Source organism: Pseudomonas sp. ChxA (assembly GCF_030263855.1).
Classification (GTDB): domain Bacteria; phylum Pseudomonadota; class Gammaproteobacteria; order Pseudomonadales; family Pseudomonadaceae; genus Aquipseudomonas; species Aquipseudomonas fluorescens_CB.
Genome location: NZ_JARPMK010000001.1, coordinates 717,131 through 742,007, shown reverse-complemented (window position 1 = coordinate 742,007; position 24,877 = coordinate 717,131). Strand labels below are relative to the sequence as shown.

The window sequence follows — 24,877 nt, the reverse complement described above, 5'->3', positions numbered from 1 at the left end:
CCGCCTTTGCCACGATTCTTTTACGTGAGGAAGTCAGCAATGAAGATCCTGATAAGAGCGTTAGCAAAATCCCCAGGCAACAAATGGCAGGTCAGCCTCGACGGCGACGCCTTCACCTTCCGCAGTGAGGCCGAGGCCCGCGCCTTTGCCGACACCCTGCAAGCCCGCATCCAGGCGCCCCACCGCATTCCCCTCAGCCAGCAACGTTCCGCCGCCGGCTGATCCGCACCTCAGACCTGCGCCTGCGCGGCCCTCGCCCGTTGCAGGCGCTGGGTCGACACCGCAATCGTCACGGCCAATACACCGCACAAGCTGATGACCATCGCCATCGGCATCGCCGTGCCGTCGTGCAATACGCCGACCAACGACGCCGCACCCGCCGCCACACCAAACTGAATGCAACCGAGCAACGCCGAGGCGCTGCCGGCGCGTGCGCCCTGCCCGGCCATGGCACACGCCGAGGTGTTGGGCAAAATGCAGCCCAGGCTGGCGATGCAGATAAACAGCGGCACCAGCAATGGCCATAACGCCTCGGTCCGCAGCGCGGCAATGCCCAACAGCGTCAACGCCGCCGCCACGTAGACCCACACGGTGCGCGACAGCAAAAACGCCGGGCCACGTTTAGCCAGCAACCGCGCATTGAGTTGCGCAACCAGGATGAAACCAGCGGCGTTGGAGCCAAACACCCAGCCGTAGTGCTCGGCGGGCACGCCATAGAGTTTGATAAAGACGAACGGTGAACCGGCAATGTAGGCAAACATTCCGGCAATCGAGATACCGCCGGTAAGGGCGTAACCCAGATAAACCCGGTCCGACAACAGGCTGACATAGCGGCTCAGCGAGCCGGACAGCGGTTGACGCGGCTTGTCGGCCGGCAAGGTTTCCGGCAACCCGACAGCCACAGCGATGGCCGCCATCACGCTGAAAATCGACAACGCGAGAAAAATCGACTGCCAGCCCCACAACCCGACCATCACCCCACCCGCCAATGGCGCGAGGATCGGCGCCAGGCCGGTCACCAGCATCAGCTGCGAATAGACCTTGGCCGAGCCCACGGCATCACATTTGTCGCTGACCACCGCCCGCGAAATCACCATGCCCGCGCAGCCGCCAAGGGCTTGCACAAAACGCGCGCCGATCAACCAATCCAGGGAAGGCGCGTAGGCGCAGGCGAAGGACGCCAGGGTAAACAGGGTTACGCCACTGAGCAGCGGCACGCGCCGGCCAAAACGATCCGCCAGCGGCCCATAGATCAATTGGCCGATGGCCAGGCCGCCGAAATACACGGCGAGGGTCAGCTGGATGTGTTTTTCGTCGGTGGCAAAGGCGGTGGCCATGGCCGGAAAGCCCGGCAGGTAGAAGTCGATCGCCAACGGCGCGAAGGCGCTCAAGGCGCCCAGAATCAGGATTATGCGGAGGTTCATCAGACACCCAAGTGAGTCGGCAGCCCGACAGTCTAGCCGCGCTTGGGTGTGATGAACATTACGATAGCTCGCTAACTATCGGAAATTTTACGCGAGCTTGGCGCTGTAGCCTTCTTCGGTGATCAGCGCGATGACTTGCTCGGCGGACAGCCGGCTTTCAACCCCGACTTCCTTGGCGGCCAGGTTGACATTGACGCTCGCCGCCGGGTCCTGGCTCTGTACTGCTTGAGTGACCGCCCGAACACAATGGCCGCAGGTCATTCCTTCAACACTGAATACTTGCATGACATGACTCCTTTGATGAGGTTGGGGCCAGTCTCGACCTTGCCACGATGGCAAGGTCAAGCGCGCAAAATTGCGGCCGGGCTGGTATTCCGGCGTTGCCTCGGCCAAGCTTCACGCATCTTGGATTTGAACCACGGAGCATTCGCCATGCGCTGGTCGTTTTTTAGCCTTATCGGCCTGTTGAGCTTGTCTGCTGCTGCGCCCATGGCGTACGCGGACCAAGACTACGCGGTGTTGATCATTTCCCGCGAGCGCCTGGAAGTGCCAACCAATTGCGAAATCGGCCTCTATATCCAGGACCAGTTGGCCGGGCGTCTGTTCCAGGAACAGGCCACCTCGTTCAACTTGCCGGCGGGCAATGTGTCGCTGCGCCTCAAGCTACTGCCGGGCCAATCGCCAGGTTGCCTGCCGGGCATGCTCGCACCGCCTGCGCAGAACATCACGCTTAAAGCCGGCGACGTGCGCAAAGTACGCATCGCGCAAGGCCCGGATGGCATGTACCTGAAGAACGCCGCACTGGATTACTGAACACGCTTGACCTTCCCCATAGGTCAAGGTTGATGCTAGGGGCAACTTCTCTGGAGGACTGCCCCATGAATGGATCCACCACCTTTGACCTGCCCATCAGCGGCATGACCTGCGCCAGCTGCGCCGGGCGTGTCGAGCGCGCGCTGGGCAAGGTGCCGGGGGTGAAAAGCGTCAGCGTCAACCTGGCCAACGAACGTGCCCACGTCGAAGTACTCGGCCAGATGGACCCCGGTGTGTTGATCGCCGCCGTCGACAAAGCCGGCTACACCGCCACCCTGCCGCAAAGCGAAACCGTCACCGACGCCAACCAGGCCCAGCGCCTGCACCGCGAGCGCTGGTCGTTGTTGTTGGCCATCGCGTTGGCGCTTCCATTAGTGCTGCCGATGCTGGTGGAACCGTTCGGCCTGCATTGGATGCTCCCGGCCTGGGTGCAGTTCGCCCTGGCCACTCCCGTGCAATTCATTTTTGGCGCGCGCTTCTATATCGCGGCCTGGAAAGCCGTGCGCGCCGGCGCCGGCAATATGGACTTGCTGGTAGCCATCGGCACCAGCGCCGGCTATGGGCTTAGCATTTATGAATGGCTCACGGCGCCCGTGGGCACTATGCCGCACCTGTATTTCGAAGCCTCAGCCGTGGTGATCGCCCTGGTGTTGCTGGGTAAATACCTCGAAAGCCGCGCCAAGCGCCAGACCGCCAGCGCCATCCGTGCCCTCGAAGCCCTGCGCCCGGAACGCGCGATTCGTGTGTTTGAAGGCCGTGAAGAAGACGTCGCCATCACTGCGTTAAAACTCGACGACTTGGTGCTGGTCAAACCCGGCGAGCGTTTCCCGGTGGACGGTGAAGTGGTGGACGGCCAAAGCCACGCCGATGAGGCCTTGATCAGCGGCGAGAGCTTGCCCGTGCCTAAACAGCCGGGCGACAAAGTCACCGGCGGCGCCATTAATGGCGAAGGCCGTTTGCTGGTACGCACCCAGGCGCTGGGCGCAGAGAGCGTGCTGGCGCGGATCATCCGTCTAGTGGAAGACGCCCAGGCGGCCAAAGCACCGATCCAGAAACTGGTGGATAAAGTCAGCCAGGTGTTTGTGCCCAGCGTGCTGGTGCTGGCGTTGATCACTTTGGTGGGTTGGTGGTTGTACGGCGCATCACTGGAAACCGCGATCATCAATGCCGTCGCGGTACTGGTGATCGCTTGCCCATGCGCCCTGGGCCTGGCCACGCCGACTGCAATCATGGCCGGCACCGGCGTCGCCGCTCGCTATGGCATTCTGATCAAGGACGCCGAAGCGCTGGAGCGCGCCCATGCAGTCAGTGCGGTGGTATTCGACAAGACCGGCACGCTGACCTCCGGCGCGCCAAAAATTGCGCACTTGGCGGCGGTGGACGGCAATGAAAATCTGTTGCTGCAACAGGCCGGCGCCTTGCAACGCGGTAGCGAGCATCCGTTGGCCAAGGCCGTGCTGGAGGCGTGTGGTGAAAAAGGGCTGACCGTGGCGGACGTGAGCGCCAGCCAATCGCTGACCGGACGCGGCATTGCTGGCACTTTGGATGGCCGTGAACTGGCCTTGGGCAACCGCCGCATGCTCGAAGAGAACGGCTTGAGCGCAGGTGGCCTGGCCGAGTCTGCCCAAGCCTGGGAAGCCGAAGGTCGCACCTTGTCGTGGCTGATTGAGCAAGGCGCACAACCACGCGTGTTGGGGCTGTTTGCGTTTGGCGACACCCTCAAGCCCGGCGCATTGGAAGCCGTGGAACAACTCAAGGCTCAGCACATCAGCAGCCACTTACTCACCGGCGATAATCGCGGCAGTGCCCGCGTGGTTGCCCTGGCGCTGGGCATCGATGATGTACACGCCGAAGTGCTGCCAGCCGACAAGGCCGCCACGGTGGCCGAGCTGAAAAAGACCGGAGTCGTCGCCATGGTCGGCGACGGCATTAACGACGCCCCGGCCCTGGCGGCTGCCGATATCGGTATCGCCATGGGCGGCGGCACCGATGTGGCCATGCATGCCGCCGGGATCACGCTGATGCGCGGCGACCCGCGCCTGGTGCCGGCCGCCCTGGAGATCAGCCGCAAGACCTACGCAAAAATCCGCCAGAACCTGTTCTGGGCCTTTGTGTATAACTTGATCGGCATTCCGCTGGCAGCCTTCGGCCTGCTCAACCCGGTATTGGCGGGCGCGGCCATGGCCTTGTCCAGCGTCAGCGTGGTGAGCAATGCGTTATTGTTGAAAACCTGGAAGCCCAAGGACTACGAGGATCAACGCCCATGAACATCGGCCAAGCCGCCCGCCAGAGCGGGCTGAGCGCAAAGATGATTCGCTACTACGAATCCATCGGCCTGCTCAAAGCCGCGCACCGCACCGACAGCGGTTACCGCGTGTATGGCAGCGATGACTTGCACACGCTGGCGTTTATCAAACGCTCGCGGGATCTGGGTTTTTCGTTGGAAGAGGTCGGCAAGCTGCTGACCTTGTGGCAAGACCGCCAGCGGGCCAGTGCCGACGTAAAAGCCCTGGCGCGCCAGCATATCGAGGAGTTGAACCAGAAGATTCTGGAGCTGGGCCAGTTGCGCGATACGTTGCAGGATCTGGTGGAACACTGCCAGGGCGATCATCGGCCGGATTGCCCGATTCTCAAGGAGTTGGCGTCGGGCAGTTGTTGCGCCTGATCAGGTCTGCACAAAACAAATGTGGGAGCCGGGTCATGTGGGGACTGGCTTATGTGGAAGCTGGCTCCTACAACAAGCCAGCTCCCACATTTTTAGCTCTCCAATTGCCGGGAGATCACTGCATCCAAGGCGGCGGCGGTTCTTCCGCGGTCTTACTCGGTGGCGCATCATCCGCCGCCCGAACCGCTTGCTTGCGCTCTTCATCCAGCCGCGCCGCTTCGATTTCGCGGATCACACCGCCCACGTCCGCCAGCTCTTCCGGCTCGTCAAACTCGCCGGTCAACACGCTGGCTGGGTGCAAAGTGCCGGCTTCGTACAACGCCCACATTTCCTTGGCGTACTTGGTCTTCTTCAACTCCGGGGCAAAACGCCCGAAGTACGAAGCCATGTTGCCCACATCCCGCTCCAGCATGCTGAACGCGTGGTTGTTGCCCGCCGCATCCACTGCCTGGGGCAGGTCGATGATCACCGGGCCAGTTGGCGTGAGCAATACGTTGAACTCGGACAGGTCACCGTGCACCAGGCCGGTACACAGCATCAGCACGATCTGGGAAATCAGGAAGGCGTGGTATTCGCGCGCCTGATCCGGCTCCAGCGTGACGTCGTTAAGACGCGGCGCTGCATCGCCGTACTCGTCGGCCACCAGTTCCATCAGCAGCACGCCCTCGAGGAAGTCGAATGGCTTGGGCACGCGAACGCCCGCACCGGCGAGGCGGAACAACGCCGCTACTTCGGCGTTCTGCCAAGCGTCTTCGGTTTCTTTCTTGCCGAACTTGGAGCCTTTGGCCATGGCCCGGGCTTGACGGCTGTTGCGGACCTTACGGCCTTCCTGGTATTCGGATGCCTGACGAAAACTTCGTTTATTCGCCTCCTTGTAAACCTTGGCGCAACGCAATTCATTGCCGCAGCGCACCACATAAACAGCTGCTTCTTTACCGCTCATGAGAGGGCGCAGCACTTCGTCGACCAGACCGTCTTCGATCAGGGGTTCAATGCGTTTAGGAGTCTTCATCAGCTTTTATTGTGGGTCCTTTATTACCAAATACGCGTATGGCACTCGTTATACGGCAATCGGCGCGCCGGTGGGAGGGGCTACCGACCTCTGACCACTCAAGAATGCACTCAATATGCCAATTTCATCGGCAATCAGCGTTCAATGATCGCCGTCACACCCTGACCACCGGCGGCGCAGATCGAAATCAGCCCTCGGCCTTTGCCCGCCACGTCCAGCAATTTGGCCAGGTTGGCGACGATGCGCCCGCCTGTGGCGGCAAACGGGTGCCCGGCCGCCAATGAACTGCCTTTGACATTGAGCCGGCTGCGGTCAATGGCGCCCAGCGGCGCATCCAGCCCCAGGCGGGTCTTGCAATATTCCGGGTCTTCCCAGGCCTTGAGCGTGCACAACACCTGGGCAGCAAAGGCTTCGTGAATCTCGTAGTAATCAAAATCCTGCAGCGTCAGGCCATTTCTCGCCAGCAAGCGCGGCACCGCATACACCGGCGCCATTAACAGGCCTTCGGCACCATTGACGAAATCCACCGCCGCCGCTTCGCCGTCGCGCAAATAGGCAAGGATCGGCAAGCCACGCTCCTTGGCCCAGGCTTCACTGCCCAACAGCACCAAGGAGGCGCCGTCGGTGAGTGGCGTGGAGTTACCGGCAGTGAGCGTGCCCTTTTCACTGCGCTCAAACGCCGGTTTAAGGCTGGCGAGCTTTTCCAGGGTGAGGTCGGGGCGCAGATTGTTGTCGCGAGTGAGGCCCAGAAACGGCGTGAGCAAATCGTTGTGCCAGCCTTCGGCGTAGGACGCGGCCATTTTCTGATGGCTTTCCAACGCCAGTTGATCCTGCTCGGCGCGCGGGATCTGCCAAGTCTGCGCCATAAGCTCGCAATGCTGGCCCATGGACAGGCCGGTGCGTGGCTCGCCATTGCGCGGCAGCTCCGGCTTGAGGTGCTGGGGACGAAGTTGTAACAGGACTTTTAATTTATCCGCGATGGATTTACTGCGGTTGGCTTGCAGCAAAATTTTACGCAGCCCTTCATTCACACCAATCGGCGCATCGGACGTGGTGTCGACGCCGCCGGCAATCCCACACTCGATCTGCCCCAGGGCAATCTTGTTGGCCACCAGCAACGCCGCTTCCAGCCCGGTGCCGCATGCTTGCTGAATATCATAGGCCGGGGTTTGCGGCGACAGGCGCGAGCCGAGCACGCATTCGCGGGTGAGGTTGAAGTCGCGCGAATGCTTGAGCACCGCACCGGCCGCCACCTCACCGATGCGCAGGCCGTGCAGGTTGTAGCGCTCGATCAGGCCTTCGAGGGCAGCGGTGAGCATCGCCTGGTTACTCGCCGTGGCATACGGGCCATTGGAACGGGCGAAGGGGATGCGGTTACCGCCAATGATCGCTACACGGCGCAATTGAGTCATGGAAAGCTCCCTGAAGGTTGTGGTTCGAGTCTTTGAGACTAGCCTAGGCTCAATCGAATCAATCGAACGACTTTCACCCATCGATGGTCCACCGTTTGAACCCCAGCACTCGGAGAGCGTTCCATGTCTGACCGTTATATCGACTTCGCCAACTCAAGCCTCGGCCATCGCCTGGTCGCCGCCATTGGCCTGCCGTCACCGGTACGCCTGGAACGCTGGCAGGCCGGACGCCTGCGCCCGGTAGAGGGTGCACTGCTGCTGGGCGGCGGCGCGCTGGCCGGCAAAGTGCAGGAATTTGCGCACAAACTGACCGACGCGACTTACACCTACGGCGCCGAGTCGTCGACCTGGATTCCAGGCCACGGCCCCAAGCTCAAGGCCGTGGTGTTCGACGCCAGTGACTTGCAGCACACAGACCAGCTCAAGCAACTGCGCGAATTCTTTCAGCCCTTGCTGAAAAATTTCGATCACAGCGCGCACGTGGTGATTCTGGGACGCGCGCCGGAAAGCCTCAGCGACCCGTTCGCCGCCAGCGCCCAACGTGCCCTGGAAGGCTTCAGCCGTTCACTGGCCAAAGAACTGCGCAGCGGCGGCGTGTTGCAACTGTTGTATGTGGGCGACGGTGCCGAGGATCAGCTGGAAGGCGCGCTGCGATTCTTTCTGTCGCCGAAAAGTGCGTATATCTCCGGCCAGGTCATTCGCCTGCAAACCTGCGCCACGCCGGTTGAAGACTGGACACGGCCGCTGGCTGGGCGCAAGGCGCTGGTCACCGGCGCGGCGCGCGGTATCGGTGCTTCCATTGCCGAAACCCTGGCGCGCGACGGCGCCGAGGTGATCGTGCTGGATGTGCCCCAGGCCAAGGCCGACCTCGAAGCCCTCGCCGCTCGCCTGGGCGCGCGCACCGTGGTGCTGGATATCTGCGCCGAAGACGCGGCCACACAGTTGATCGAACACCTGCCGGACGGTATCGACATCGTCGTGCATAACGCTGGCATCACCCGTGATAAAACCCTGGCCAACATGACCCCGGAATATTGGGACGCGGTATTGGCGGTCAATCTCAACGCGCCGCAAGTGCTGACCAAAGCCCTGCTCGACAGCGGCACTCTGCACGACAACGGCCGCGTGGTGTTGCTGGCGTCCATCAGCGGGATTGCCGGTAATCGCGGGCAAACCAACTACGCCGCCAGCAAGGCCGGGCTGATCGGCCTGGCCCAGGCGTGGGCGCCGCTGCTGGGCGAGCGCGGCATCAGCATCAACGCGGTCGCGCCAGGCTTTATCGAAACCCAGATGACCGCGCACATTCCCTTCGCCCTGCGTGAAGCCGGGCGCCGCATGAGTTCTTTGGGCCAGGGTGGTTTGCCCCAGGACGTGGCCGAAGCCGTCGCCTGGCTCGGGCAGCCGGGTTCCGGGGCCGTCAGCGGCCAGGCGCTGCGCGTGTGTGGGCAAAGCCTGCTGGGAGCATGACTATGCAGTGGCAGACATTGGACAGCACCCCATTTCTGTTGCCGCTGTATGGGCGGGCGGCGCTCAAGCGCAAGATCAGCGGCAGCACCTTGCCTGAGGAAGGGTTGCGCTGCCACGTGCGCGTGAACCCCGAGAAAGTCGCGGCCTATCGCAAGGTCTGCGGGTTCGCCGACAGCCCGGTGCTGCCGGGCACTTACCCACATATCCTGGCGTTCGGTTTGCAGATGCAATTGCTCACCGACAAAAAATTCCCTTTTCCACTGCTAGGGCTGATTCACCTGAGTAATCGCATTCGTATCCATCGACCATTGGGTGGCGTGAATAATCTGCTGGTTGGCGTATACACGCACAATCTGCAGCCCCACGCCAAGGGGGCGACCTTTGACATTGTGACCACGGTCGAGGATGCGTTGGGGCTGTTGTGGGAAGCCGACAGCCGCATGCTGTGTCGCGGCGTGAAGCTGGACGGCGAAGCGCAAGAGGAGCCCTTATCCGTCTGCGGCAATGTCAGCGAACTGGCGCGCTGGAAAGCGCCCGCCGATATTGGCCGCCAATACGCGCGGGTGTCCGGCGACTACAACCCGATCCACCTGAGCGCACTGACGGCCAAGCTGTTCGGCTTTCCCCAGGCTATTGCTCACGGGCTATGGAATACCGCCCGAACATTGGCCGCGCTGAATGAGCACTTGCCCGCCGCCAATGTAGAAATAGCCGTCGAATTCAAAAAGCCGGTACGCCTGCCCAGTGAAGTTATTTTGCTCAGCAGTGCCGCAGGTTCCAGCGGCGAGTTGCAGTTGAACGGTGCCGCAGACATTCAACATATGCTTGGCAAGTGGCAGCCCATCGCCTGAAAAAACATATTAATTGTATATATACAACCTAAGTTATAGCGGACGCCCAGGCGTCCGTTTATTTATTCAAACCCATGATTTTTAATACATAAATATCTTGATACACCCCTCGATTATACCCTTCGTATTAGTCATTAAGACGACCATACCCTGGTGTATATAAATCGTTAATACCAAGTTGAGCGTTGCGCGAAAGAGTGCCCGGGTCTGTGATGACAACACGGACAAACGTATCGCTATCCCTAGAAATAACGAGCGTTTGAAAACAACCCAAGGTTGTACAGGTGCAAGGGAACTCAATCATGAAAACTCAAACTCAAGTAGTGCTTTGGAAAGCAAGTACCGCGCTGGCCCTGGTCATGGCGATGAGCCTCGGTGGCTGCAGCAGCGGTGGTGGCGGGCATCACAGCAGTGTGGCGGCATCTTCCCCTGATGCGGGTGCAGGCAGCGGCGCGGGTGGTGGAACCGGCGGTGGCACTGGCGGCGGCACAGATGGCGGATCCGGCGGTGGTACTGGCGGCGGCACCGGTGGCGGAACCGGCGGTGGCACTGGCGGCGGCACTGATGGCGGAACCGGCGGTGGCACTGGCGGCGGCACTGATGGCGGAACTGGCGGTGGGACTGGCGGCGGCACCGGTGGCGGAACCGGCGGTGGGACTGGCGGCGGCACCGGTGGCGGAACCGGCGGTGGGACTGGCGGCGGAACCGGCGGTGGGACTGGCGGCGGCACCGGTGGCGGTACAGGCGGTGGTACTGGCGGCGGAACCGGCGGTGGGACTGGCGGCGGCACCGGTGGCGGTACAGGCGGTGGTACTGGCGGCGGCACAGGTGGCGGCACCGGTTCGACCACTACACCTCTGGTTACCGGCCAGATCGCCGGCACCCTCGGCGGCACTGTCGGTAACGTAGGCGCAGCAGTCGGTGACCTCGGTTCGACCTTGAACAATGTGCCTATAGTCGGCACAACCGCAGGCGGCCTGGTTACGGCGACCGGCACTGCGGTCACCAGCATCGGTACTGGCGTCACCAGCGGCCTTGGTTCGCTGGGCACTAACAGCAACTCCCTGGGCATCACTGTCGCAGGTGTCGGTAATGGCGTCGCCGACCTGGGTACTGGTCTGTCGACCACCGGGAAATCGCTGTCGACCACCCTTGGCGGCGTGCCGGTAGTGGGCGGCTTGACCGGTGGCGTGGGCGGCACGGTAGGAGGTGTCGTGGATAAAGTCGGCCAGGCCGTCACCATGCTCGGCGATACCGTCAGCACAGCCAGCACCACTGGCCCGTTGGGTTCGTTGACTAACACAGTGGGTGGCAAAGTGCTGGTGCCTGTGGTGTCGCTGGTGGAAAACACTACCGGCAACCTCGGCAAGGCAACCGGCCTGGGCGCCCCTGTGAATGGGCTGCTGGATAAAGTCGGCAGCACCGTCACCGGCCTGGGCACCCAAGTCGCCAGTGCTGGCGGCACCGGCAACCCTGTGACCACCATCGTCGGCAGCGCGCTGACGGGCGTAGGCGGCACACTGGATAAATCCGGCGGCTATGTCGCTCCAGCCAGCGGCGCCGCAGCGCCCGGTATACCGGAGCTGGTCGGCGGCCTGGTGGCCAACGTGGGTAACGGCCTGAATGCCGGCAACACCAACGGCACTGTGAGTGCGGCAGGTGTGACCGGTGGCGCATTGGGCAACACGGTCGCCTCGCTCGGCACCGTTATCGGTGGCACTGGCGTCGCCAACACCGCCGCCACGGCGCCGGTGGCAGGCTTGGCCACTAACGTCGGCGCGGCGCTCAACCCAGTAACGTCCGGTGTAGCTAGCCTGACCCAAAACGTCGGCACCACGACAGGCCTCGGCGCGCCAGTGAACAGTGTGGTGACTCAAGTCGGCGGTGCGGTGAGCAGTCTCGGCACTAACCTGACTGCCGCCAATGCCAACCCAGTCACCAATGCGGTAGGTAGCACCGTCACCGCAGTCGGCAACACCGTAGGTTCGGTAGGTGGTTTGGTCACTGGCGGCACCAGCGGTACCGGCAGTGGTGGCCTGCTCGGCGGTCTCACCGTCGGCGCTGGCGCCGGCACCTCGGCCAACGGCAGCGCAAGCACAGGTACAAGCGGCGGTCTGGGCGGTTTGCTGAACGGCCTTACCGGCAAAAAATAAATTGCACCTGGCCGATTAGACGGCCTCCCCTACAGCGCCTACGCTTGGTTGAGACGAGAGACCCTTATAAGTCTCTCGTCTTTTTTATGGGCCGGTCTTCTCAAAAAAACCTCGCCCTCCCGAACCGCGTCCCAGAACCCGGCGGGCCCGTAACGCTGCTGCAGTTTGACCATGGAGTGTCCTATGCGCGTGTTGACGCCGTTGTTATTGCTCACCCTCAGTGCCTACGTTCAGGCCGAGACCCTTCCCAGTTTCCTCAACAGCAACGACACCATCCGCAACTTGCCGGTGCCCAACCTCCCCGCCGACGCTTATCGACCGGCCACACCCCAGACCCAGTTGCCGCAAGCGCCTGCCACCCAGAACCAGCCGTTGCAGATGGACACCAAAGTCACCATCCGCAAGCTGCAGATCGAGGGCGGTACGATCTACCCGCTGGACGAAACGGCCAAGGCCTATGCGCCGCTGATTGGCCGTGAGACCAACCTCGCGCAACTGATCGAAGCCACCCGCACGATCACGCGTCGCTACCAGCAGGACGGCTACCTGTTGTCCTACGCGTTCCTGCCGCAACAGACCTTCGAAAACGGCTTGGTACGCGTGGTATTGGTGGAGGGTTACATCAAGGATTACGAGCAAAGCGGCGACATCGGCTCAGTCTCGGCCTACGTCGACAAACTCGCTAACAAGCTGCTGGCCGAGCGCCCGCTCACGCGCAAGACGTTCGAGCGCTATACCACGCTGATGGGGCGTATCCCCGGCGTGACCCTGCAGGCGCAAGTGCCGCCGCCGGGCACCACCGATGGCGCCACGCACATGAAGATCGAAGCCTCGCGCAAGCCGTTCACCACCAGCATGAGCCTGGTCGACGACAACCGTAACGGTACGCAAGCGTTGCTTACCGCCACCAGCAATTCCCAGACGTCCATGGGCGAGCAGCTTTACGTCAGCGGCCTGTTCCCGCCGGGTGACGACAAAGAACATTACTACCGTGTGGGCTACAGCCAATTCATCAATGCCGAGGGCAGCCAGTTGATACTGGGTGCCGAACGTTACCGCGCCGATCCCAGAAGCAATATCCAGCTGGACGGAGGCTTCGAGCTCAAGCCGCACCAGTCGATCGACCGCTACACCATCGGCCTCAGCCACCCGCTGATTGCCTCGCCCAACGAATCGCTGACCCTGGCCACACGCCTGTATGCGGTGGACCAGACCACGCGCTATCAACTGGTGGGCTACCCCAACCGTTTCGACATCGAAAGCGACCTGCGCGCACTGGCATTTGAAGGCGACTGGCGCAAGTCCGACACCCGCCAGTTGCGCATCCTCAGCGCCGGGCTGTACCAAGGCATCAATGGCCTAGGCGCCAGAACCCACAGCGACCTGGGCACGGCAAAACCTGATCTGGACTTCTTCCGCCTGCGCCTGTCTGGGGTGCAGAGCGACAAGTTCTTCGACAACTGGCAAGGCGTGCTTTCGGGTGCGTTCTACTGGAGCGACGCCACCTTGCCCGACAGCGAGCGCGCCACCTTTGGCGGGCAGAACTTCGGCCGTGGCTACCCTGATGATCAAGCTTCGGGCGACAAGGGCTGGGGCGTGGCGTATGAGGTCAACTACAGCTTCAACCGCGCTGGCGACTGGGTGAAGATCCTGCAACCGTATGTGGTGCTTGACCGCGCCAAGACCTGGTTCAACGAACTGCCGGTAAAGGGCAACGACATGTCCTCGGCGGCCTTGGGCCTGCGCTTTGGCGATAACAAGTACTACAACATCGCCCTGGAAGCGGCCAAGCCGATGTCGGACATCGCCCTGGACAGCTTTAACCGGCGGCCGCGGTATACCTTGAGTTTCAGTTATCAGTTGTGAGGGTTGTGGGTGGCTGCGGGGCTGCGGGGCTGCGGAGTACATATCCGTTATTTGGGTGATGGCTGCTTATGGTTCCGCTCTTACAGCGGCTCACTTTTGGAAAGACCCAAAAGTAAGCAAAAGGTCTTCGCCCCAACACTCGGTGCCTCGCTTAGGCTCGGCATGCCCGCAATCCGACAGTGATTTGGGGGGCCGCCGCGATGGGCCATCCTTGGCCCAGCGCGGCTAAACCGGCATCCCTGCCGGTTTACCCCCCAAATCACTGTCAGATTCCGGCCATCGTGTTTAACGGGGCGATTTCAGATCAAGATCAAGATCACAAGCGCAGATCAAAAGACCGCTGACTTCGTCATCGAAAAGGATGTAAGGGCCAGAGCAACAGCAAGAGCAACAACAAGAGCAAGAGCAAGAGCAAGAGCAGAGCCATACTCGGTCAAAGGTGGGAGCTGGCTTGCCTGCGATGGCATCAACTGGGTGTGCCTGATGTACCGAGGTGTTTGCATCGCAGGCAAGCCAGCTCCCACAGAAAAGCAGTTCTTCAGTGTATTCAGATAGGCTTTTGCTTTGCACTTGATCTGGCTCTTGCTTCAACCACTCAGGTCGGCTTTCAGGCCGCCGTGCTGTAGATCTTGATCTTGATCTTGATCTGAGGCGCCCCGTTAACCACGATGGCCGAACGCAGGCTTGAATCCGTGGGTAACCCGGCAGGACGCCGGGTTAGCCGCGCTGGGCCAAGGATGGCCCATCGCGGCGGCCCACGGATTCAAGCCGGAGTGAGGGCACACCGAGCCTAAGCGAGGTGCCAAGTGGTGGGGCACAGACCTTTTGGTTACTTTTGGGGCGTTTGCCAAAAGTGACCCGCCGTAAGGGCGGAACCCTAAGCCGCCGTTACCGCAGCAACGGATATGTACTCAACACCCCCAGCTACAACCGAGACTTACGCAAAGGAAAAAGACTGTTAAGCGTATCAATCAAGCGCACCAGATAAATGGGCTTGCGAAACAAATCCAACACCTGCAACCGCAGCATGTCACTCACATCATCCATCTCCGCATGCCCAGACATCACAATCACCGGCAAATGCTGACGATCCGTGTGCTCACGCAAGCGCTTGATCAGCGAGATGCCACTCTCCTCAGGCATACGCAGGTCAGTGATAACCAGGGCAATGTCAGGATTCAGCGTCAGCTCTTGCAACGCGTAAGTCACAGAGGTAGCGGTAAAACAAACGAAGCCCTCGTTCTCCAGCGACTCCGCCAGTTCTACGAGGGCATCTTCTTCGTCGTCCACCAACAGGATTTGTTGACGCAAAGGTGCAGCTGCAGCATTCATGGGCACTACCTGATGTCATCAATCAAAACTGTCTGTACTCAACAGCAGTCTGCGCCAAACTCACGTCGTGGTAATCGCCGTCTGAATTTTGCCAAAGAACGTCGTAATCTGAGGCCCCAGCGTCGTCCCAGCCGCCAGTACCACCAACGCTACAATGGCCACAAGAATGAGATATTCAATTGCCGTTGCGCCGTCCTTGCGCCGAAAAAACACCTGCAGTTGCACATACAGTCTCACCAACAGATCAAGGACCATGTTACTTCTCCTCTGGCGACCCAACGCCATATCAAGGCTCTGCCCACGGAACTGAATAGTCATTACTTACGTTGTAGTAATGGCCGTCTGGATCTTGCCAAAGAATGTAGTGATCTTCGGCCCCAGGGTCGTCCCGGCTGCCAGTATCACCAATGCTACAATTGCCACGAGAATCAGATATTCAATCGCGGTCGCGCCTTCTTTGCGATGAAAAAGTAGCTGAAGTTGAACATGGAGTTTAATCAACAGTTCGAGGATCATCGTACTACTCCTATGGGCGACCAGACGCCCTAGCTCGGTGCTGCACAGTAATTGCCATGTGCCACCTGAGCATTGTCAACAAACCCCACCCTCACAACTGTAAGAACTGATTAATCACAAAGTAGTGGTCGTTTTGCTGGCGCCTGAATCCCTTGTTTTCAAGGCTATCAAGGGGTGCCACGAAGAAATCTTTCTGTCAGTAATGGCATTTTGTCCTAGCTGAACTACCTTCAAATAGCGAAATAGTTAGTTACTGTTCATAGCAGCCGAGTTGCGGAATTAGCCCGTTGGGATCGACGGGTTTTGGTGCAACAGGAAAAGGAGAGCCGTCATGAACACGCGTCTCAGCATGGTACTTGCCGGTGTGCTCTTGGTCGGTGCGCTGTTTGCCGGTTATTGGGGGTTGGTGCTCAGCCGCGAACCTGCCCCGGCGCCCCCACCGCCGCCCACCGCTCCGGTAGAAAAAGCCGTCGCCGTGGTCGAGGACCAGACCCGCCAATCGGTGGTGGTACTGGCCCACGATGTACCGCCCTTTATTGCCCTGACCGCCGCAGACCTGAGCATCGAAAAACTGCGCACAGCGCCAGCCGGCAGTATGACCAGTGTTGACCAGGCCATCGGCCGCACACCATGGCGCGCCTTGCAGGCCGGCACCTGGCTCAACGATGAGAGTTTCAGCCCGGGTGGCCCATTGGCCCGCATGATCCGCTCCAACGAACGCGCCCTCGCGGTTGCCGTCGATGAGGTGATTGGCGCTGCCGGCCAACTGAGCCCAGGCGACTATGTGGACGTGTTGCTGTACCTGCGCCAGGACGTCGCCAACGTCGAACAATCCGCTCAAGTGGTGATCCCTGCCATGCGCCTGCTCAGTGTCGGCGATCAAATGGGCCTGACCAACGACGGCGTTCCCGCTTCACCACCAGCAATGACCGCCGAAGAAAAAGCCCAGCGCCATGCGCCGTCGCGCACCGTGGTACTGGCCGTGCCTGAACAACTGCTGAGCCAACTGATGCTGGCCACCCAGGCCGGCACCTTGCGCCTGGCGGTGCGCAGCGCCGATGAACGCTTGCTGAGCCACTACTGGGCCGGTGAAAGCGATGCACCGGGCAAGCTGCAAAGCGCCAACCGCGACCTCTACCAATTCACCCAACTGGCCTTCGTACAGGCGCCCAAAAAAGTCGCCCAGGGTGGCCCCGCGCGCCGCACCGGTGTCGAAGTGATACGCGGCAATCAAGCAACCCAACAAACACCCGACTGAACAAGGATGCTGTGCATGAACCGACGTTTCGCACCGGTGTTCACGCTGAAAATCGCCTGTGCCCTGATGCTGTCGAACTTGTCTGTGGGGCTCGTTGCAGCCGCCCCGGGCAACTGCGGCAGCCTGGGCCAATTACCCGCAGCACTCTCGGTGGGCGAGGGCCTGCAACAGGAGCTGCAATCCCCTGTCGCCATCACACGCCTGGCCATTGGCGACCCGAAAATTGCCGACGTACACCTCAATGGTGACCGCGGTTTCCTGCTCACCGGCGTGGCCTCCGGCACCACCAGCCTGATGGTCTGGACCGCCTGTTCGAACACGCCGCGCCAGAGCATGGTGTTCGTCAAAGGCAAGGCTACCTCGGCATTGACCAGCCTGTCGCTGTCCCCGTCGGAAGACCCGACGCTGCCCAGCCAGGTGCAAACCGACATCCGTTTCGTCGAAGTCAGCCGCTCCAAACTCAAGGAAGCCAGCACCAAGATCCTCGGCATCGGCAGCAACTTTTTCCTTGGTAGCCCAAAATTGCTCTCGCCTACCGTCGACACGTTCAAGCTACCGGTGAGCACCACCAACTTCAATATCGGCTTTGGCGGCGGGCGGGTTTCTGCCCTGATCAATGCCCTGGAAAGCAGTGGTTTCGCCTACACCCTGGCACGCCCAAGCCTGGTGGCCATGAGCGGGCAAAGCGCGACGTTTCTGGCCGGCGGCGAAGTGCCGATCCCGGTGCCCAGCAGCGGCAGTAACAACATCTCGATCGAGTACAAAGAGTTCGGCATTCGCCTGACACTCACCCCGACCGTGATCGACCACAACCGCATTTCCCTCAAGGTAGCGCCGGAAGTCAGCGAGCTGGACTACACCAACGCCGTGGTCATCCAGAACATCCAGGTGCCGGCGCTGACCATCCGCCGCACCGACACCAGCGTGTCACTGGCCGACGGCGAAAGCTTCGTGATCAGCGGCCTGATCAGCAGCACCAACGTCACCAGCATCAGCAAGTTTCCAGGCCTGGGCGATATCCCGATTCTCGGTGCATTCTTTCGCGATTCCTCGGTTAACCGCCAGGACAAAGAGCTGCTGATGATCGTCACGCCGCACCTGGTGCAGCCGCTGGCCGCCAACGCCCAACTGCCGTCCTTGCCCGGCGAGAAGCTGCGCAACTACGACCCGAACTGGTACCGCCTGTACTTCCTGGAAAACGGCAATTTCGACCGACTCAATGGGTTGTCTCAATGAGCGATAGCCTGAGCCAGACGTTTCTGGCAATCACGCGCAACACCACCGACCTGGAATGGCTGCAGGGCGCGCTGGCACCGCTTGGCCAAGTGGTCAGCGCCGGCAGCGGCACCCTCGACGAGTTGCTGGCGCTGGTGGACGTGACCTTCGCCAACCTGGTGTTTGTCGGCCTCGACCGCGAACACGTGGTGGCCCAAAGCGCGCTGATCGAAGGCGCGCTGGAGGCCAAGCCGATGCTCGCCATCGTCGCCCTCGGCGATGGCATGGACAACCAGCTTGTACTCAATGCCATGCGCGCCGGTGCGCGTGACTTTGTCGCCTACGGCTCACGTTCCAGCGAAGTCGCCGGGCTGGTACGTCGCCTCAGTAAACGCCTGCCGCCGGTGACCACTAACACTCAACTGGGTGGCCTGACCGTGCTCTACGGCACCCAAAGCAATGCCGACGGCGCGCTGCTGGCCAGCCACTTGGCGCTGGTGGTGCAAAAGAGCGGCCAGCAAACCCTGTTGCTAGACCTGGGCCTGCCGCGCGGTGACAGCCTCACGTTGTTGGGGCTGGAAAGCTCGTTCAATTTCGGTGATGCCTTGCGCCACCTCAGGCGCCTGGACACCACCTTGATCAACAGCGCGTTCACTAGTGCTGAAGACGGCCTGCGCATCCTCGCCTACGCCGCCAGTGACGAACCCCTGGAACAGACCAGCGCCGCCGAGCTTTACATGCTGCTCAGTGCCTTGCGCCAGCACTTCCAGCACATCGTGGTGAACCTTGCCGGCCAGCCGGACAGCGAAGCGCTGCGCACCTTTGTCAGCCACTGCGACAAGCTGCTGTGGTGCACTGACCAGAGCGTGCTGGACTGCCGGCGCAACCTCGGCGTGTTGAACCAGTGGCGCGAAAAAGGCATGAAGCTGGAACACGCCAAGCTGTTGGTCGACCGCTACATCAAAGGCTGCGCGCCCGACGCCGATGCCCTGGGCAAAAGCTATGGGCTGGAGGTGATCGCGGTGCTGCCGTTGAGCCCGGAGGTGCGCCTGAACGCCAAGAACCAAGGGCAAACCCTGTTCACCCTGGCCCCGCGAGAAACTCTGACCCACAACTTAAAAACCCTGGGCGAGCGCCTGGCAAAGCGCTCCGAAGGCATGAAAAAACCCTCGCACACCTGGTTTGAGCGCTTGCTGAGAGCCGGCAAATGAACGGTGAAAAACTCTTCGGCTCACCCGCTCGCGGCGTCGGCGGCAATACTGACCACGACGGGCTCAAGCTGGTGCTGCATCGCTACATCATCGATGCCATCGAGGAGTCAGGCAAAAATTTGCTCGAGGGTTCACGCCCGCTGTTGGCGCAGTTTGTCATCGACAAAGTGGCCGAATACATCAACCGCATGCACTTGGCGATTTCCCGTTATGAGATGGAGCGCCTGGCCGAAGAGATCGTCGATGAACTGACCGGTTTCGGCCCGCTGGAAGTGTTGCTGCGCGACCCGTCCGTAACCGAAATCCTGGTCAACGGCCCGCACCGGGTATTTATCGAACGTGACGGTTTGCTGCATCAAAGCGACCTGCGCTTTATTGATTCACACCACGTTGAGCGCGTGATGCAACGCATCCTCGCCCCACTGGGGCGGCGCCTGGATGAGTCGTCGCCGATGGTCGATGCGCGTCTGCCGGATGGCAGCCGGGTCAATGCGATCATCCCGCCGATTGCCCTGGACGGGCCGTGCCTGTCGATTCGAAAGTTTCGCAAGGACATGCTTAAAAGCAGCGACCTGGTGGCGATGCAGACCATCGACCAGAACATCTTTGACTTCTTCCAGGAAGCCGTGGGCAAGCGCTGCAATATCCTGATCAGCGGCGGTACCGGCACCGGTAAAACCACGCTGCTGAATATTCTCAGCCAACTGATCAATCCCCATGAACGCCTGGTCACCATCGAAGACGTGGCCGAGCTGCAATTGGGCCACCCCCACGTGGTGCGCCTGGAAACCCGCCCGCCGAATGCCGAGGGCCACGGCGAGGTCAAGGCCAGCGACCTGATCCGCAACGCCCTGCGGATGCGCCCCGACCGCATCATCCTTGGCGAGATCCGTGGCGTGGAAGTGCTCGACGTACTTACCGCCATGAACACCGGCCACGACGGTTCCATGAGTACCGTACACGCCAACAACGCCGCCGATGCGCTGCTGCGCCTGGAAACCCTGGTGGGCCTGACCGGCCGTGTGGTGGCGGAAAAAACCCTGCGGCAAATGATCTGCGCGGCGCTCGATGTGGTGATCCAGTTGACCCGCTTGCCGGACGGGCGTCGCTGCGTCAGCGAAGTGGTCGAGGTGGTGGGTGTCCGTGAAGACGTGTACGTCACCAACACCCTGTTCCGTCATGACCGGCGCACCGGCTTCGGCTTCTTGCGCGAAGCGGTCAACCCGGCCGGCGATAAACTGCGCCGCGAACCGGCTTAGCCTTCAAAGGGACATGACCATGACCGGGGCCATTTTGCTACTCATCTGCCTGATCCTGATCGGCCTGTCGATCCGCTCCTTTCAGAACGGCCTGCGCCGTGCCCAGACCGAGCGGGTACTGAGCCGGCTCGCCGAGGGCCAGCCGCAGCTCAGCGAAGAAGCCAACCAGTGGAGTGGCGTGGAACGGATGTTCCTGCGCGCAGGCCTGGGCAAGCCCACGGACAGCCTGGGCCTGTGGCTGGCGATCTGGGCCTTGGGCGTGGCATTGGGGCTGCTGGTGGCCGGCTGGCTCGGCCTGCTGGTGATGCTGGTGCTGCCGCCGTTGCTGCTGCGCGTGTATATCGCCTGGCGCTACCAGCGACGCATCAAGCGCATGATCGAACAGCTGCCGCAATTGCTCGACCACACCGTGCGCAGCCTCAAGGCCGGGCGCACTCTGGCGGATTCGGTGCTGGGCGGCATCGAGATCACTGAAGACCCGTTGCAACAGGCCATGGGCCGTATCCGCCGTAACGTGCAGCTGGGCGTGAGCTTGCCGGAGTCGACCCACGACTTTGCCGAGTTCTACGAGCGTGATGAGTTTCGCCTGTTTGCGCTGGGCTTGAAGATCAACCATCGCTATGGCGGCAACGCCAGCGAACTGCTGGAAAACCTGATCAAGATGATCCGCGAGCGTGAGCAGGCCGCCCGCCAATTGCGCGCCCTGACCGGAGAAACCCGCGTGACCGCCTACGTGCTCGGCGCCCTGCCGATTTCGATGATCGGCTACTTCCTCGCGGTGAACCCGGCGTACCTGATGACCATGTGGAACGACGGCACCGGGCGCATCCTGTTGTTCGTGGCGCTGGGGATGCAGCTGCTGGGCTGCTTCACCTTGTGGCGCATGCTGCGGAGCGTATGAGATGGCTATCCCACTGCTGATCAGCGCCGTATTGCTCCTGGCCGCCCTGGTGCTGGTGCTGGCTAACCTGCTCAAACACCGGCGCGGCCAGCGCCTGGTCGCCCAGCGCTTGCAGGGCCAGATGGGGCGTGAACGCACGCTCAATTCATTGATGCGCCAATTGGGCAACAGCCCTATCGCGCAACGCTCGGTGAGCCTGGACAACGAGACCCAACTGTTGCTCAGCCGCGTCGGCTGGCGCCAGGCCAGCCAACGCTCCCTGTTCGCCGCCCTGCAGGTCGGCACGCCGCTAGTGGCGCTGGGCATGGTGCTGGTGGGCCAGGAGCTGCTGTTTCCCCACACGGCCTCGCCGTGGCTGGCGCCCGTGATCGGCCTGGGCATCGGTTACCTGCTACCCAAACGCATCCTGGCCAGGGCCGCCAAGGCGCGCCAACAGCGCATCTCCCGTGAGGTCTCGACCTTCATTCCGCTGCTGCGCATCCTGTTCGAGTCCGGCATGGCGGTTGAACAAGCGCTGCGCGTGCTGAGCATTGAAGCGCAGCGCCTGCTGCCGGACCTGACTTATGAACTGCGGCTGATCCTGACGCGTGTCGACTCCGGCCTGGAGCTGAGCGAAGAGCTGGGCAAGACCGCGCGGATGCTGGCCGTGGATGAATTCACCGACACCTGCACCATCCTCCAGCAACTGGTCCAGCAAGGAGGCGGCGCGATGAAATCGCTGCTGGCGCTCAAGCAATTGCTCGACGACCGCCGCCTCACGCGCATCCAGGAGTTCGTGTCGAAGATGTCGGCAAAGATGTCGGTGGTGATGATGGTGTTCCTGTTTCCCGCCCTGCTGATCGTGCTCGGGGGGCCGGCGTTCATTGGCATCTCCCGGGCTTTGAGTAACTTATGAGGACCGCCCGATGAAAGCCTTGATAGCCGGTTTGAGCCTGTTGCTGCTCGGGGGTTGCGCCACCAACGGCCAAACGCCGTGGGCGGCCCTGACGGCGGGCGGCAGTTGCCCCAAACCTGGATCGGACCAGGAGCTGGCGCTGAACCTGGCCGATGAAATGGCCGGCGACGGCAAGCTGCACGCCAGCCTGGCCAACCTGCAGAGCCTGCCGGCCAATTTGCCTCAGGTACGCCTGCGCCAGGCCAAGGCGTATCGCCTGCTCGGGCGTAGCGAGGCACAGCCGCTTTATCAAAGCCTGATCGGCACCTGCATGGCGGCTGAAGGCGAACACGGCCTGGGCCAGTTGGCCTCGGCCAAAGGCGACAACGGCCAAGCCATGGCGCACTTGCAACGCGCGGCCCGGTTGGCACCGACGGATGAAAAAATCCGCAATGACCTGGGCGTGGTGTACCTCAACCAACTGCGCCTGGAAGACGCACGCTTCGAGTTCATGACCGCCATGGAGCTCAAGCAGAGCGACCCGCTGGCGGCGATCAACCTGGTGACCCTGATGATCTATCAGGACAACTGGAAGCAGGCCGCGCAGGTGGCCAGCCAAATGAACCTGAGCCCTGAGCAGGTTACCGAGGCCCAGGCCCGCGCCGAGAAACTCAAAGGCGTCAGCGCTCCCGTCACCAAGGCCAAAGACCAGGTGGCGACCATGAGTGATGCCGCAAGCATTCCGAGGAATTGATCATGAAAATGCCTTATCTCACCAGCCTCGCCGTGCTGGCATTGCCCCTCAGCGTCATGGCCATCGAGCCCGGCCCGTCATCGCCGCAGCAGGCGGTGACCGAAAGCTGGCTGACCTTGCAGTCCAGCGGGAAAGCGGCCTCAAGCACCCAGCAAAAAGCCTCCGCCGCCGAGCGTGACCTGGCGGCGCAACGCTTGCTGGAAAGCTACAAGCACCCGATTCCGGAATACTTCGATCAGAAGGCGGGCGGGACAGCCCAGGGCGGTAGTTGATAGCAGGACGCGGAGCGTCCTGGGCGGCATTACCACGCAGAGCGTGGGAACGATCATTCAAGACACAAGCGGGCTTTCTGTGGCGAGCAAGCTTGCTTGCGCTGGGGTGCGAAGCGCCCCTAAAAAAGCCGGAGACTGCTGCGCAGTCAACGGGAGCAAGCTCCCTCGCCACAGCAAGCCCGCTCCCACTCAGTGGGCGGTGACTCGCTGGCGCATCGCCGAGTTGTTAGGCGACAACGCCAGCGCCAACTGCGTGCGGTTATGCATGTGCGTCAGGCGCAACACCTGGGACACATACAGCTTCACGGTGTTCTCGGTAATGCCTAGCTCACAGGCAATCTGATAATTGGTCTGCCCCTTGCCCACCAGCCGCGCAACATCCAACTGACGTGGCGACAGCTGGTTGAAGATCGCCGGAATCTCCACCGGCCCGGCCTCCTCTGCAGACGCCTCGTCACTCTCATGCCCTGGCGGACTACGGCGCGCTTTGTCGAGGTCCTGGTACAGGTCGTTGATGGACTCGGAAAGAAATTGCAGCTTCTGGTTCAAGTGCCCCAGTTGCAGCTCTTTCTTGCGCTCCTCCAACGCCGCTTCCTGGCGCTGCAAGCCTTCGAGCAGCTCATCGAGGTTGATTGGCTTCTGGTAGTAATCCGCGATCCCCGCACGCAGCGCCTTGATCACATCCTGCTTGTCCGCGCGACCGGTCAACATGATCGCCTCAAAGGCGCGCTGCTTGCCCGCAACCTTCTGCAGGGCCTGGACCAACTCGATGCCGTCCATGTCCGGCATATGCAGATCGCACAGCACCAGGCCAATGTCGGCGTCTTCGGTAAAACGCTTCAAGGCCTGCTGGCTGGATTCACACGGGACACAGCGGAAACCGCTGCTTTCAAGAAATTCACAGAGCTCTTCCACAATCAGCGGTTGATCGTCGACCACGAGCACTTTTACAGCAGAGGTAAGCTTGTTCACGCGCTACTCCATGCATTGCAAGCCAAAAGTTTGACTAATCCTTCACCACGAATATTCCTGTACAACCACGTATTAAACGTAGACGTACTTTCTGACTATGTACATAGCGTTAATACCCTAAGGCGATTAATGGATCCAAAACCAGGTGGCGGCAAAACCCACCAGTAAAAACGGCGCAAACGGCAGTTTTCTTGACGGATCCGGCGCCAGATAACCCAGATGGTTTTTAACCCCTTGACTCATAAGCGGCCAAAGCTTTGGCGCTGACAAAAGCCACAGCAGATTGGCGATCGCGGCCCCCACAAAGGCCCCCAGCAAGTAGTCGGCATTGGAGGCCAGCGCCAAGGCCGCGAGCAGCTTCACATCGCCGGCGCCCAGGCGGCCCAGGGCGTAACCGGGCAAGGTCAACAGCAGCGCCAGGAAAAACGCCCACAGCCCCTGCCCGACGGAAGCGCCAAGCCAGGTGTTGCCCGTCCACACGAGGTAGATCAACGCCAGCAACGCCGCGCCCAGCGTCAGGCGATTGGCGAGCAAGCGCTGGCGAACGTCCTGTACGGCACATAGCCCCAACCACAAAAGCACCACTGCGCTATGGATCACGTAAAAAACATCCCTTTTCGCCGATTGATTCTATGCTGATATCAAGTAGT

The 24,877-nt window shown here is 61.3% G+C and carries 25 protein-coding genes; 16 read left to right on the top strand and 9 right to left on the bottom strand.

Going from position 1 to position 24,877, the window contains the following annotated elements; genetic code table 11:
• The first annotated feature begins 39 nt into the window (after nt 1-39).
• Nucleotides 40-222, top strand: coding sequence for a hypothetical protein (locus tag P5706_RS03140; protein WP_017134711.1), 183 nt, complete (start codon nt 40-42; stop codon nt 220-222).
• An 8-nt stretch (nt 223-230) separates the two neighbouring features.
• Here the strand turns inward: P5706_RS03140 and P5706_RS03135 are convergent, their stop codons facing one another.
• Together P5706_RS03135 and P5706_RS03130 are read right to left on the bottom strand one after the other, a co-directional pair.
• The gene (locus tag P5706_RS03135) at nt 231-1,424 is read right to left on the bottom strand and encodes a multidrug effflux MFS transporter (RefSeq protein ID WP_056860424.1); all 1,194 of its coding nucleotides are present in this window, start codon (nt 1,422-1,424) and stop codon (nt 231-233) included.
• Between the two features lie 87 nt (nt 1,425-1,511).
• On the bottom strand, nt 1,512-1,709 hold the full coding sequence (locus tag P5706_RS03130) for a heavy-metal-associated domain-containing protein (protein ID WP_056860425.1): 198 nt from the start codon (nt 1,707-1,709) through the stop codon (nt 1,512-1,514).
• Nucleotides 1,710-1,856: 147 nt separating this feature from the next.
• On the opposite strand from P5706_RS03130, the gene P5706_RS03125 reads away from it, so the two are divergent.
• From P5706_RS03125 to cueR, 3 genes are all read left to right on the top strand, one after another.
• Entirely contained in the window at nt 1,857-2,237 is a 381-nt protein-coding gene (locus tag P5706_RS03125) for a hypothetical protein (protein WP_069786911.1), read from the top strand.
• A gap of 65 nt (nt 2,238-2,302) precedes the next feature.
• Nucleotides 2,303-4,504 (top strand): heavy metal translocating P-type ATPase, encoded by a 2,202-nt coding sequence (locus P5706_RS03120; RefSeq protein WP_285678547.1) that lies wholly within the window; start codon nt 2,303-2,305, stop codon nt 4,502-4,504.
• Nucleotides 4,501-4,902, top strand: a complete 402-nt coding sequence (gene cueR / locus P5706_RS03115; RefSeq protein WP_017134706.1) for a Cu(I)-responsive transcriptional regulator — start codon at nt 4,501-4,503, stop codon at nt 4,900-4,902. The genes P5706_RS03120 and cueR overlap by 4 nt, the downstream gene beginning before the upstream one ends.
• Nucleotides 4,903-5,017: 115 nt before the next feature.
• Here cueR and P5706_RS03110 read toward each other — a convergent pair whose 3' ends face one another.
• Together P5706_RS03110 and P5706_RS03105 are read right to left on the bottom strand one after the other, a co-directional pair.
• On the bottom strand, nt 5,018-5,914 hold the full coding sequence (locus P5706_RS03110) for a PA4780 family RIO1-like protein kinase (RefSeq protein WP_058419449.1): 897 nt from the start codon (nt 5,912-5,914) through the stop codon (nt 5,018-5,020).
• A 134-nt stretch (nt 5,915-6,048) separates the two neighbouring features.
• Nucleotides 6,049-7,326 carry an acetyl-CoA C-acetyltransferase gene (locus tag P5706_RS03105; protein WP_285678546.1) on the bottom strand — a complete coding sequence of 426 codons (1,278 nt, stop codon included), beginning with the start codon at nt 7,324-7,326 and terminating at the stop codon, nt 6,049-6,051.
• A gap of 123 nt (nt 7,327-7,449) precedes the next feature.
• On the opposite strand from P5706_RS03105, the gene P5706_RS03100 reads away from it, so the two are divergent.
• The 4 genes from P5706_RS03100 (at nt 7,450) to P5706_RS03085 (ending at nt 13,663) form a co-directional block, all read left to right on the top strand.
• Nucleotides 7,450-8,793: a 3-oxoacyl-ACP reductase gene (locus P5706_RS03100; RefSeq protein WP_285678545.1), complete on the top strand. Its 1,344-nt coding sequence runs from the start codon at nt 7,450-7,452 to the stop codon at nt 8,791-8,793.
• A 2-nt stretch (nt 8,794-8,795) separates the two neighbouring features.
• The gene (locus P5706_RS03095; protein WP_285678544.1) at nt 8,796-9,644 is read left to right on the top strand and encodes a MaoC family dehydratase; all 849 of its coding nucleotides are present in this window, start codon (nt 8,796-8,798) and stop codon (nt 9,642-9,644) included.
• 302 nt (nt 9,645-9,946) lie between these two features.
• Nucleotides 9,947-11,797 carry a collagen-like triple helix repeat-containing protein gene (locus tag P5706_RS03090; RefSeq protein WP_285678543.1) on the top strand — a complete coding sequence of 617 codons (1,851 nt, stop codon included), beginning with the start codon at nt 9,947-9,949 and terminating at the stop codon, nt 11,795-11,797.
• A 183-nt stretch (nt 11,798-11,980) separates the two neighbouring features.
• Nucleotides 11,981-13,663: a ShlB/FhaC/HecB family hemolysin secretion/activation protein gene (locus P5706_RS03085; RefSeq protein WP_200434879.1), complete on the top strand. Its 1,683-nt coding sequence runs from the start codon at nt 11,981-11,983 to the stop codon at nt 13,661-13,663.
• A gap of 924 nt (nt 13,664-14,587) precedes the next feature.
• Here the strand turns inward: P5706_RS03085 and P5706_RS03080 are convergent.
• The 3 genes from P5706_RS03080 to P5706_RS03070 all read right to left on the bottom strand — a co-directional run bounded on the left by P5706_RS03080 (nt 14,588) and on the right by P5706_RS03070 (nt 15,511).
• The gene (locus tag P5706_RS03080) at nt 14,588-14,995 is read right to left on the bottom strand and encodes a response regulator (protein ID WP_200433801.1); all 408 of its coding nucleotides are present in this window, start codon (nt 14,993-14,995) and stop codon (nt 14,588-14,590) included.
• Nucleotides 14,996-15,055: 60 nt separating this feature from the next.
• Entirely contained in the window at nt 15,056-15,250 is a 195-nt protein-coding gene (locus P5706_RS03075) for a Flp family type IVb pilin (protein ID WP_200433800.1), read from the bottom strand.
• Between the two features lie 66 nt (nt 15,251-15,316).
• Complete coding sequence (locus P5706_RS03070; protein WP_200433799.1) at nt 15,317-15,511, bottom strand: Flp family type IVb pilin; 195 nt, start codon at nt 15,509-15,511, stop codon at nt 15,317-15,319.
• Nucleotides 15,512-15,842: 331 nt separating this feature from the next.
• Here P5706_RS03070 and cpaB point away from each other — a divergent pair, with 331 nt between their 5' ends.
• Genes cpaB through P5706_RS03030 form a run of 8 tightly spaced genes read left to right on the top strand, consistent with a single transcriptional unit; the run spans nt 15,843 to nt 23,255 of the window.
• Nucleotides 15,843-16,769: a Flp pilus assembly protein CpaB gene (gene cpaB / locus P5706_RS03065; RefSeq protein WP_285678542.1), complete on the top strand. Its 927-nt coding sequence runs from the start codon at nt 15,843-15,845 to the stop codon at nt 16,767-16,769.
• 15 nt (nt 16,770-16,784) lie between these two features.
• The gene (locus tag P5706_RS03060) at nt 16,785-18,005 is read left to right on the top strand and encodes a type II and III secretion system protein family protein (protein ID WP_017136718.1); all 1,221 of its coding nucleotides are present in this window, start codon (nt 16,785-16,787) and stop codon (nt 18,003-18,005) included.
• Nucleotides 18,002-19,195, top strand: a complete 1,194-nt coding sequence (locus P5706_RS03055; RefSeq protein WP_285678541.1) for a CpaE/TadZ family protein — start codon at nt 18,002-18,004, stop codon at nt 19,193-19,195. Before P5706_RS03060 ends, P5706_RS03055 begins: the two co-directional genes overlap by 4 nt.
• Nucleotides 19,192-20,454 carry a TadA family conjugal transfer-associated ATPase gene (locus P5706_RS03050; protein ID WP_200433797.1) on the top strand — a complete coding sequence of 421 codons (1,263 nt, stop codon included), beginning with the start codon at nt 19,192-19,194 and terminating at the stop codon, nt 20,452-20,454. The genes P5706_RS03055 and P5706_RS03050 overlap by 4 nt, the downstream gene beginning before the upstream one ends.
• Nucleotides 20,455-20,473: 19 nt before the next feature.
• On the top strand, nt 20,474-21,355 hold the full coding sequence (locus P5706_RS03045; protein ID WP_285678540.1) for a type II secretion system F family protein: 882 nt from the start codon (nt 20,474-20,476) through the stop codon (nt 21,353-21,355).
• 1 nt (nt 21,356) lies between these two features.
• Entirely contained in the window at nt 21,357-22,250 is an 894-nt protein-coding gene (locus tag P5706_RS03040) for a type II secretion system F family protein (RefSeq protein ID WP_285678539.1), read from the top strand.
• A gap of 10 nt (nt 22,251-22,260) precedes the next feature.
• Complete coding sequence (locus P5706_RS03035) at nt 22,261-22,983, top strand: tetratricopeptide repeat protein (RefSeq protein WP_285678538.1); 723 nt, start codon at nt 22,261-22,263, stop codon at nt 22,981-22,983.
• A gap of 2 nt (nt 22,984-22,985) precedes the next feature.
• Nucleotides 22,986-23,255 (top strand): DUF3613 domain-containing protein, encoded by a 270-nt coding sequence (locus P5706_RS03030; protein ID WP_285678537.1) that lies wholly within the window; start codon nt 22,986-22,988, stop codon nt 23,253-23,255.
• A 189-nt stretch (nt 23,256-23,444) separates the two neighbouring features.
• Here P5706_RS03030 and P5706_RS03025 read toward each other — a convergent pair whose 3' ends face one another.
• The gene (locus tag P5706_RS03025) at nt 23,445-24,227 is read right to left on the bottom strand and encodes a response regulator transcription factor (protein ID WP_285678536.1); all 783 of its coding nucleotides are present in this window, start codon (nt 24,225-24,227) and stop codon (nt 23,445-23,447) included.
• Between the two features lie 126 nt (nt 24,228-24,353).
• Complete coding sequence (locus P5706_RS03020; protein ID WP_285678535.1) at nt 24,354-24,827, bottom strand: prepilin peptidase; 474 nt, start codon at nt 24,825-24,827, stop codon at nt 24,354-24,356.
• Nucleotides 24,828-24,877 lie beyond the last annotated feature (50 nt).

Excerpts from the sequence above, each read along its gene's own strand:
- P5706_RS03140 (WP_017134711.1), top strand. The coding sequence starts at position 40 with ATGAAGATCCTGATAAGAGCGTTAGCAAAATCCCCAGGCAACAAATGG.
- P5706_RS03135 (WP_056860424.1), bottom strand. The coding sequence starts at position 1,424 with ATGAACCTCCGCATAATCCTGATTCTGGGCGCCTTGAGCGCCTTCGCG.
- P5706_RS03130 (WP_056860425.1), bottom strand. The coding sequence starts at position 1,709 with ATGCAAGTATTCAGTGTTGAAGGAATGACCTGCGGCCATTGTGTTCGG.
- P5706_RS03125 (WP_069786911.1), top strand. The coding sequence starts at position 1,857 with ATGCGCTGGTCGTTTTTTAGCCTTATCGGCCTGTTGAGCTTGTCTGCT.
- P5706_RS03120 (WP_285678547.1), top strand. The coding sequence starts at position 2,303 with ATGAATGGATCCACCACCTTTGACCTGCCCATCAGCGGCATGACCTGC.
- cueR (WP_017134706.1), top strand. The coding sequence starts at position 4,501 with ATGAACATCGGCCAAGCCGCCCGCCAGAGCGGGCTGAGCGCAAAGATG.
- P5706_RS03110 (WP_058419449.1), bottom strand. The coding sequence starts at position 5,914 with ATGAAGACTCCTAAACGCATTGAACCCCTGATCGAAGACGGTCTGGTC.
- P5706_RS03105 (WP_285678546.1), bottom strand. The coding sequence starts at position 7,326 with ATGACTCAATTGCGCCGTGTAGCGATCATTGGCGGTAACCGCATCCCC.
- P5706_RS03100 (WP_285678545.1), top strand. The coding sequence starts at position 7,450 with ATGTCTGACCGTTATATCGACTTCGCCAACTCAAGCCTCGGCCATCGC.
- P5706_RS03095 (WP_285678544.1), top strand. The coding sequence starts at position 8,796 with ATGCAGTGGCAGACATTGGACAGCACCCCATTTCTGTTGCCGCTGTAT.
- P5706_RS03090 (WP_285678543.1), top strand. The coding sequence starts at position 9,947 with ATGAAAACTCAAACTCAAGTAGTGCTTTGGAAAGCAAGTACCGCGCTG.
- P5706_RS03085 (WP_200434879.1), top strand. The coding sequence starts at position 11,981 with ATGCGCGTGTTGACGCCGTTGTTATTGCTCACCCTCAGTGCCTACGTT.
- P5706_RS03080 (WP_200433801.1), bottom strand. The coding sequence starts at position 14,995 with ATGAATGCTGCAGCTGCACCTTTGCGTCAACAAATCCTGTTGGTGGAC.
- P5706_RS03075 (WP_200433800.1), bottom strand. The coding sequence starts at position 15,250 with ATGGTCCTTGATCTGTTGGTGAGACTGTATGTGCAACTGCAGGTGTTT.
- P5706_RS03070 (WP_200433799.1), bottom strand. The coding sequence starts at position 15,511 with ATGATCCTCGAACTGTTGATTAAACTCCATGTTCAACTTCAGCTACTT.
- cpaB (WP_285678542.1), top strand. The coding sequence starts at position 15,843 with ATGAACACGCGTCTCAGCATGGTACTTGCCGGTGTGCTCTTGGTCGGT.
- P5706_RS03060 (WP_017136718.1), top strand. The coding sequence starts at position 16,785 with ATGAACCGACGTTTCGCACCGGTGTTCACGCTGAAAATCGCCTGTGCC.
- P5706_RS03055 (WP_285678541.1), top strand. The coding sequence starts at position 18,002 with ATGAGCGATAGCCTGAGCCAGACGTTTCTGGCAATCACGCGCAACACC.
- P5706_RS03050 (WP_200433797.1), top strand. The coding sequence starts at position 19,192 with ATGAACGGTGAAAAACTCTTCGGCTCACCCGCTCGCGGCGTCGGCGGC.
- P5706_RS03045 (WP_285678540.1), top strand. The coding sequence starts at position 20,474 with ATGACCGGGGCCATTTTGCTACTCATCTGCCTGATCCTGATCGGCCTG.
- P5706_RS03040 (WP_285678539.1), top strand. The coding sequence starts at position 21,357 with ATGGCTATCCCACTGCTGATCAGCGCCGTATTGCTCCTGGCCGCCCTG.
- P5706_RS03035 (WP_285678538.1), top strand. The coding sequence starts at position 22,261 with ATGAAAGCCTTGATAGCCGGTTTGAGCCTGTTGCTGCTCGGGGGTTGC.
- P5706_RS03030 (WP_285678537.1), top strand. The coding sequence starts at position 22,986 with ATGAAAATGCCTTATCTCACCAGCCTCGCCGTGCTGGCATTGCCCCTC.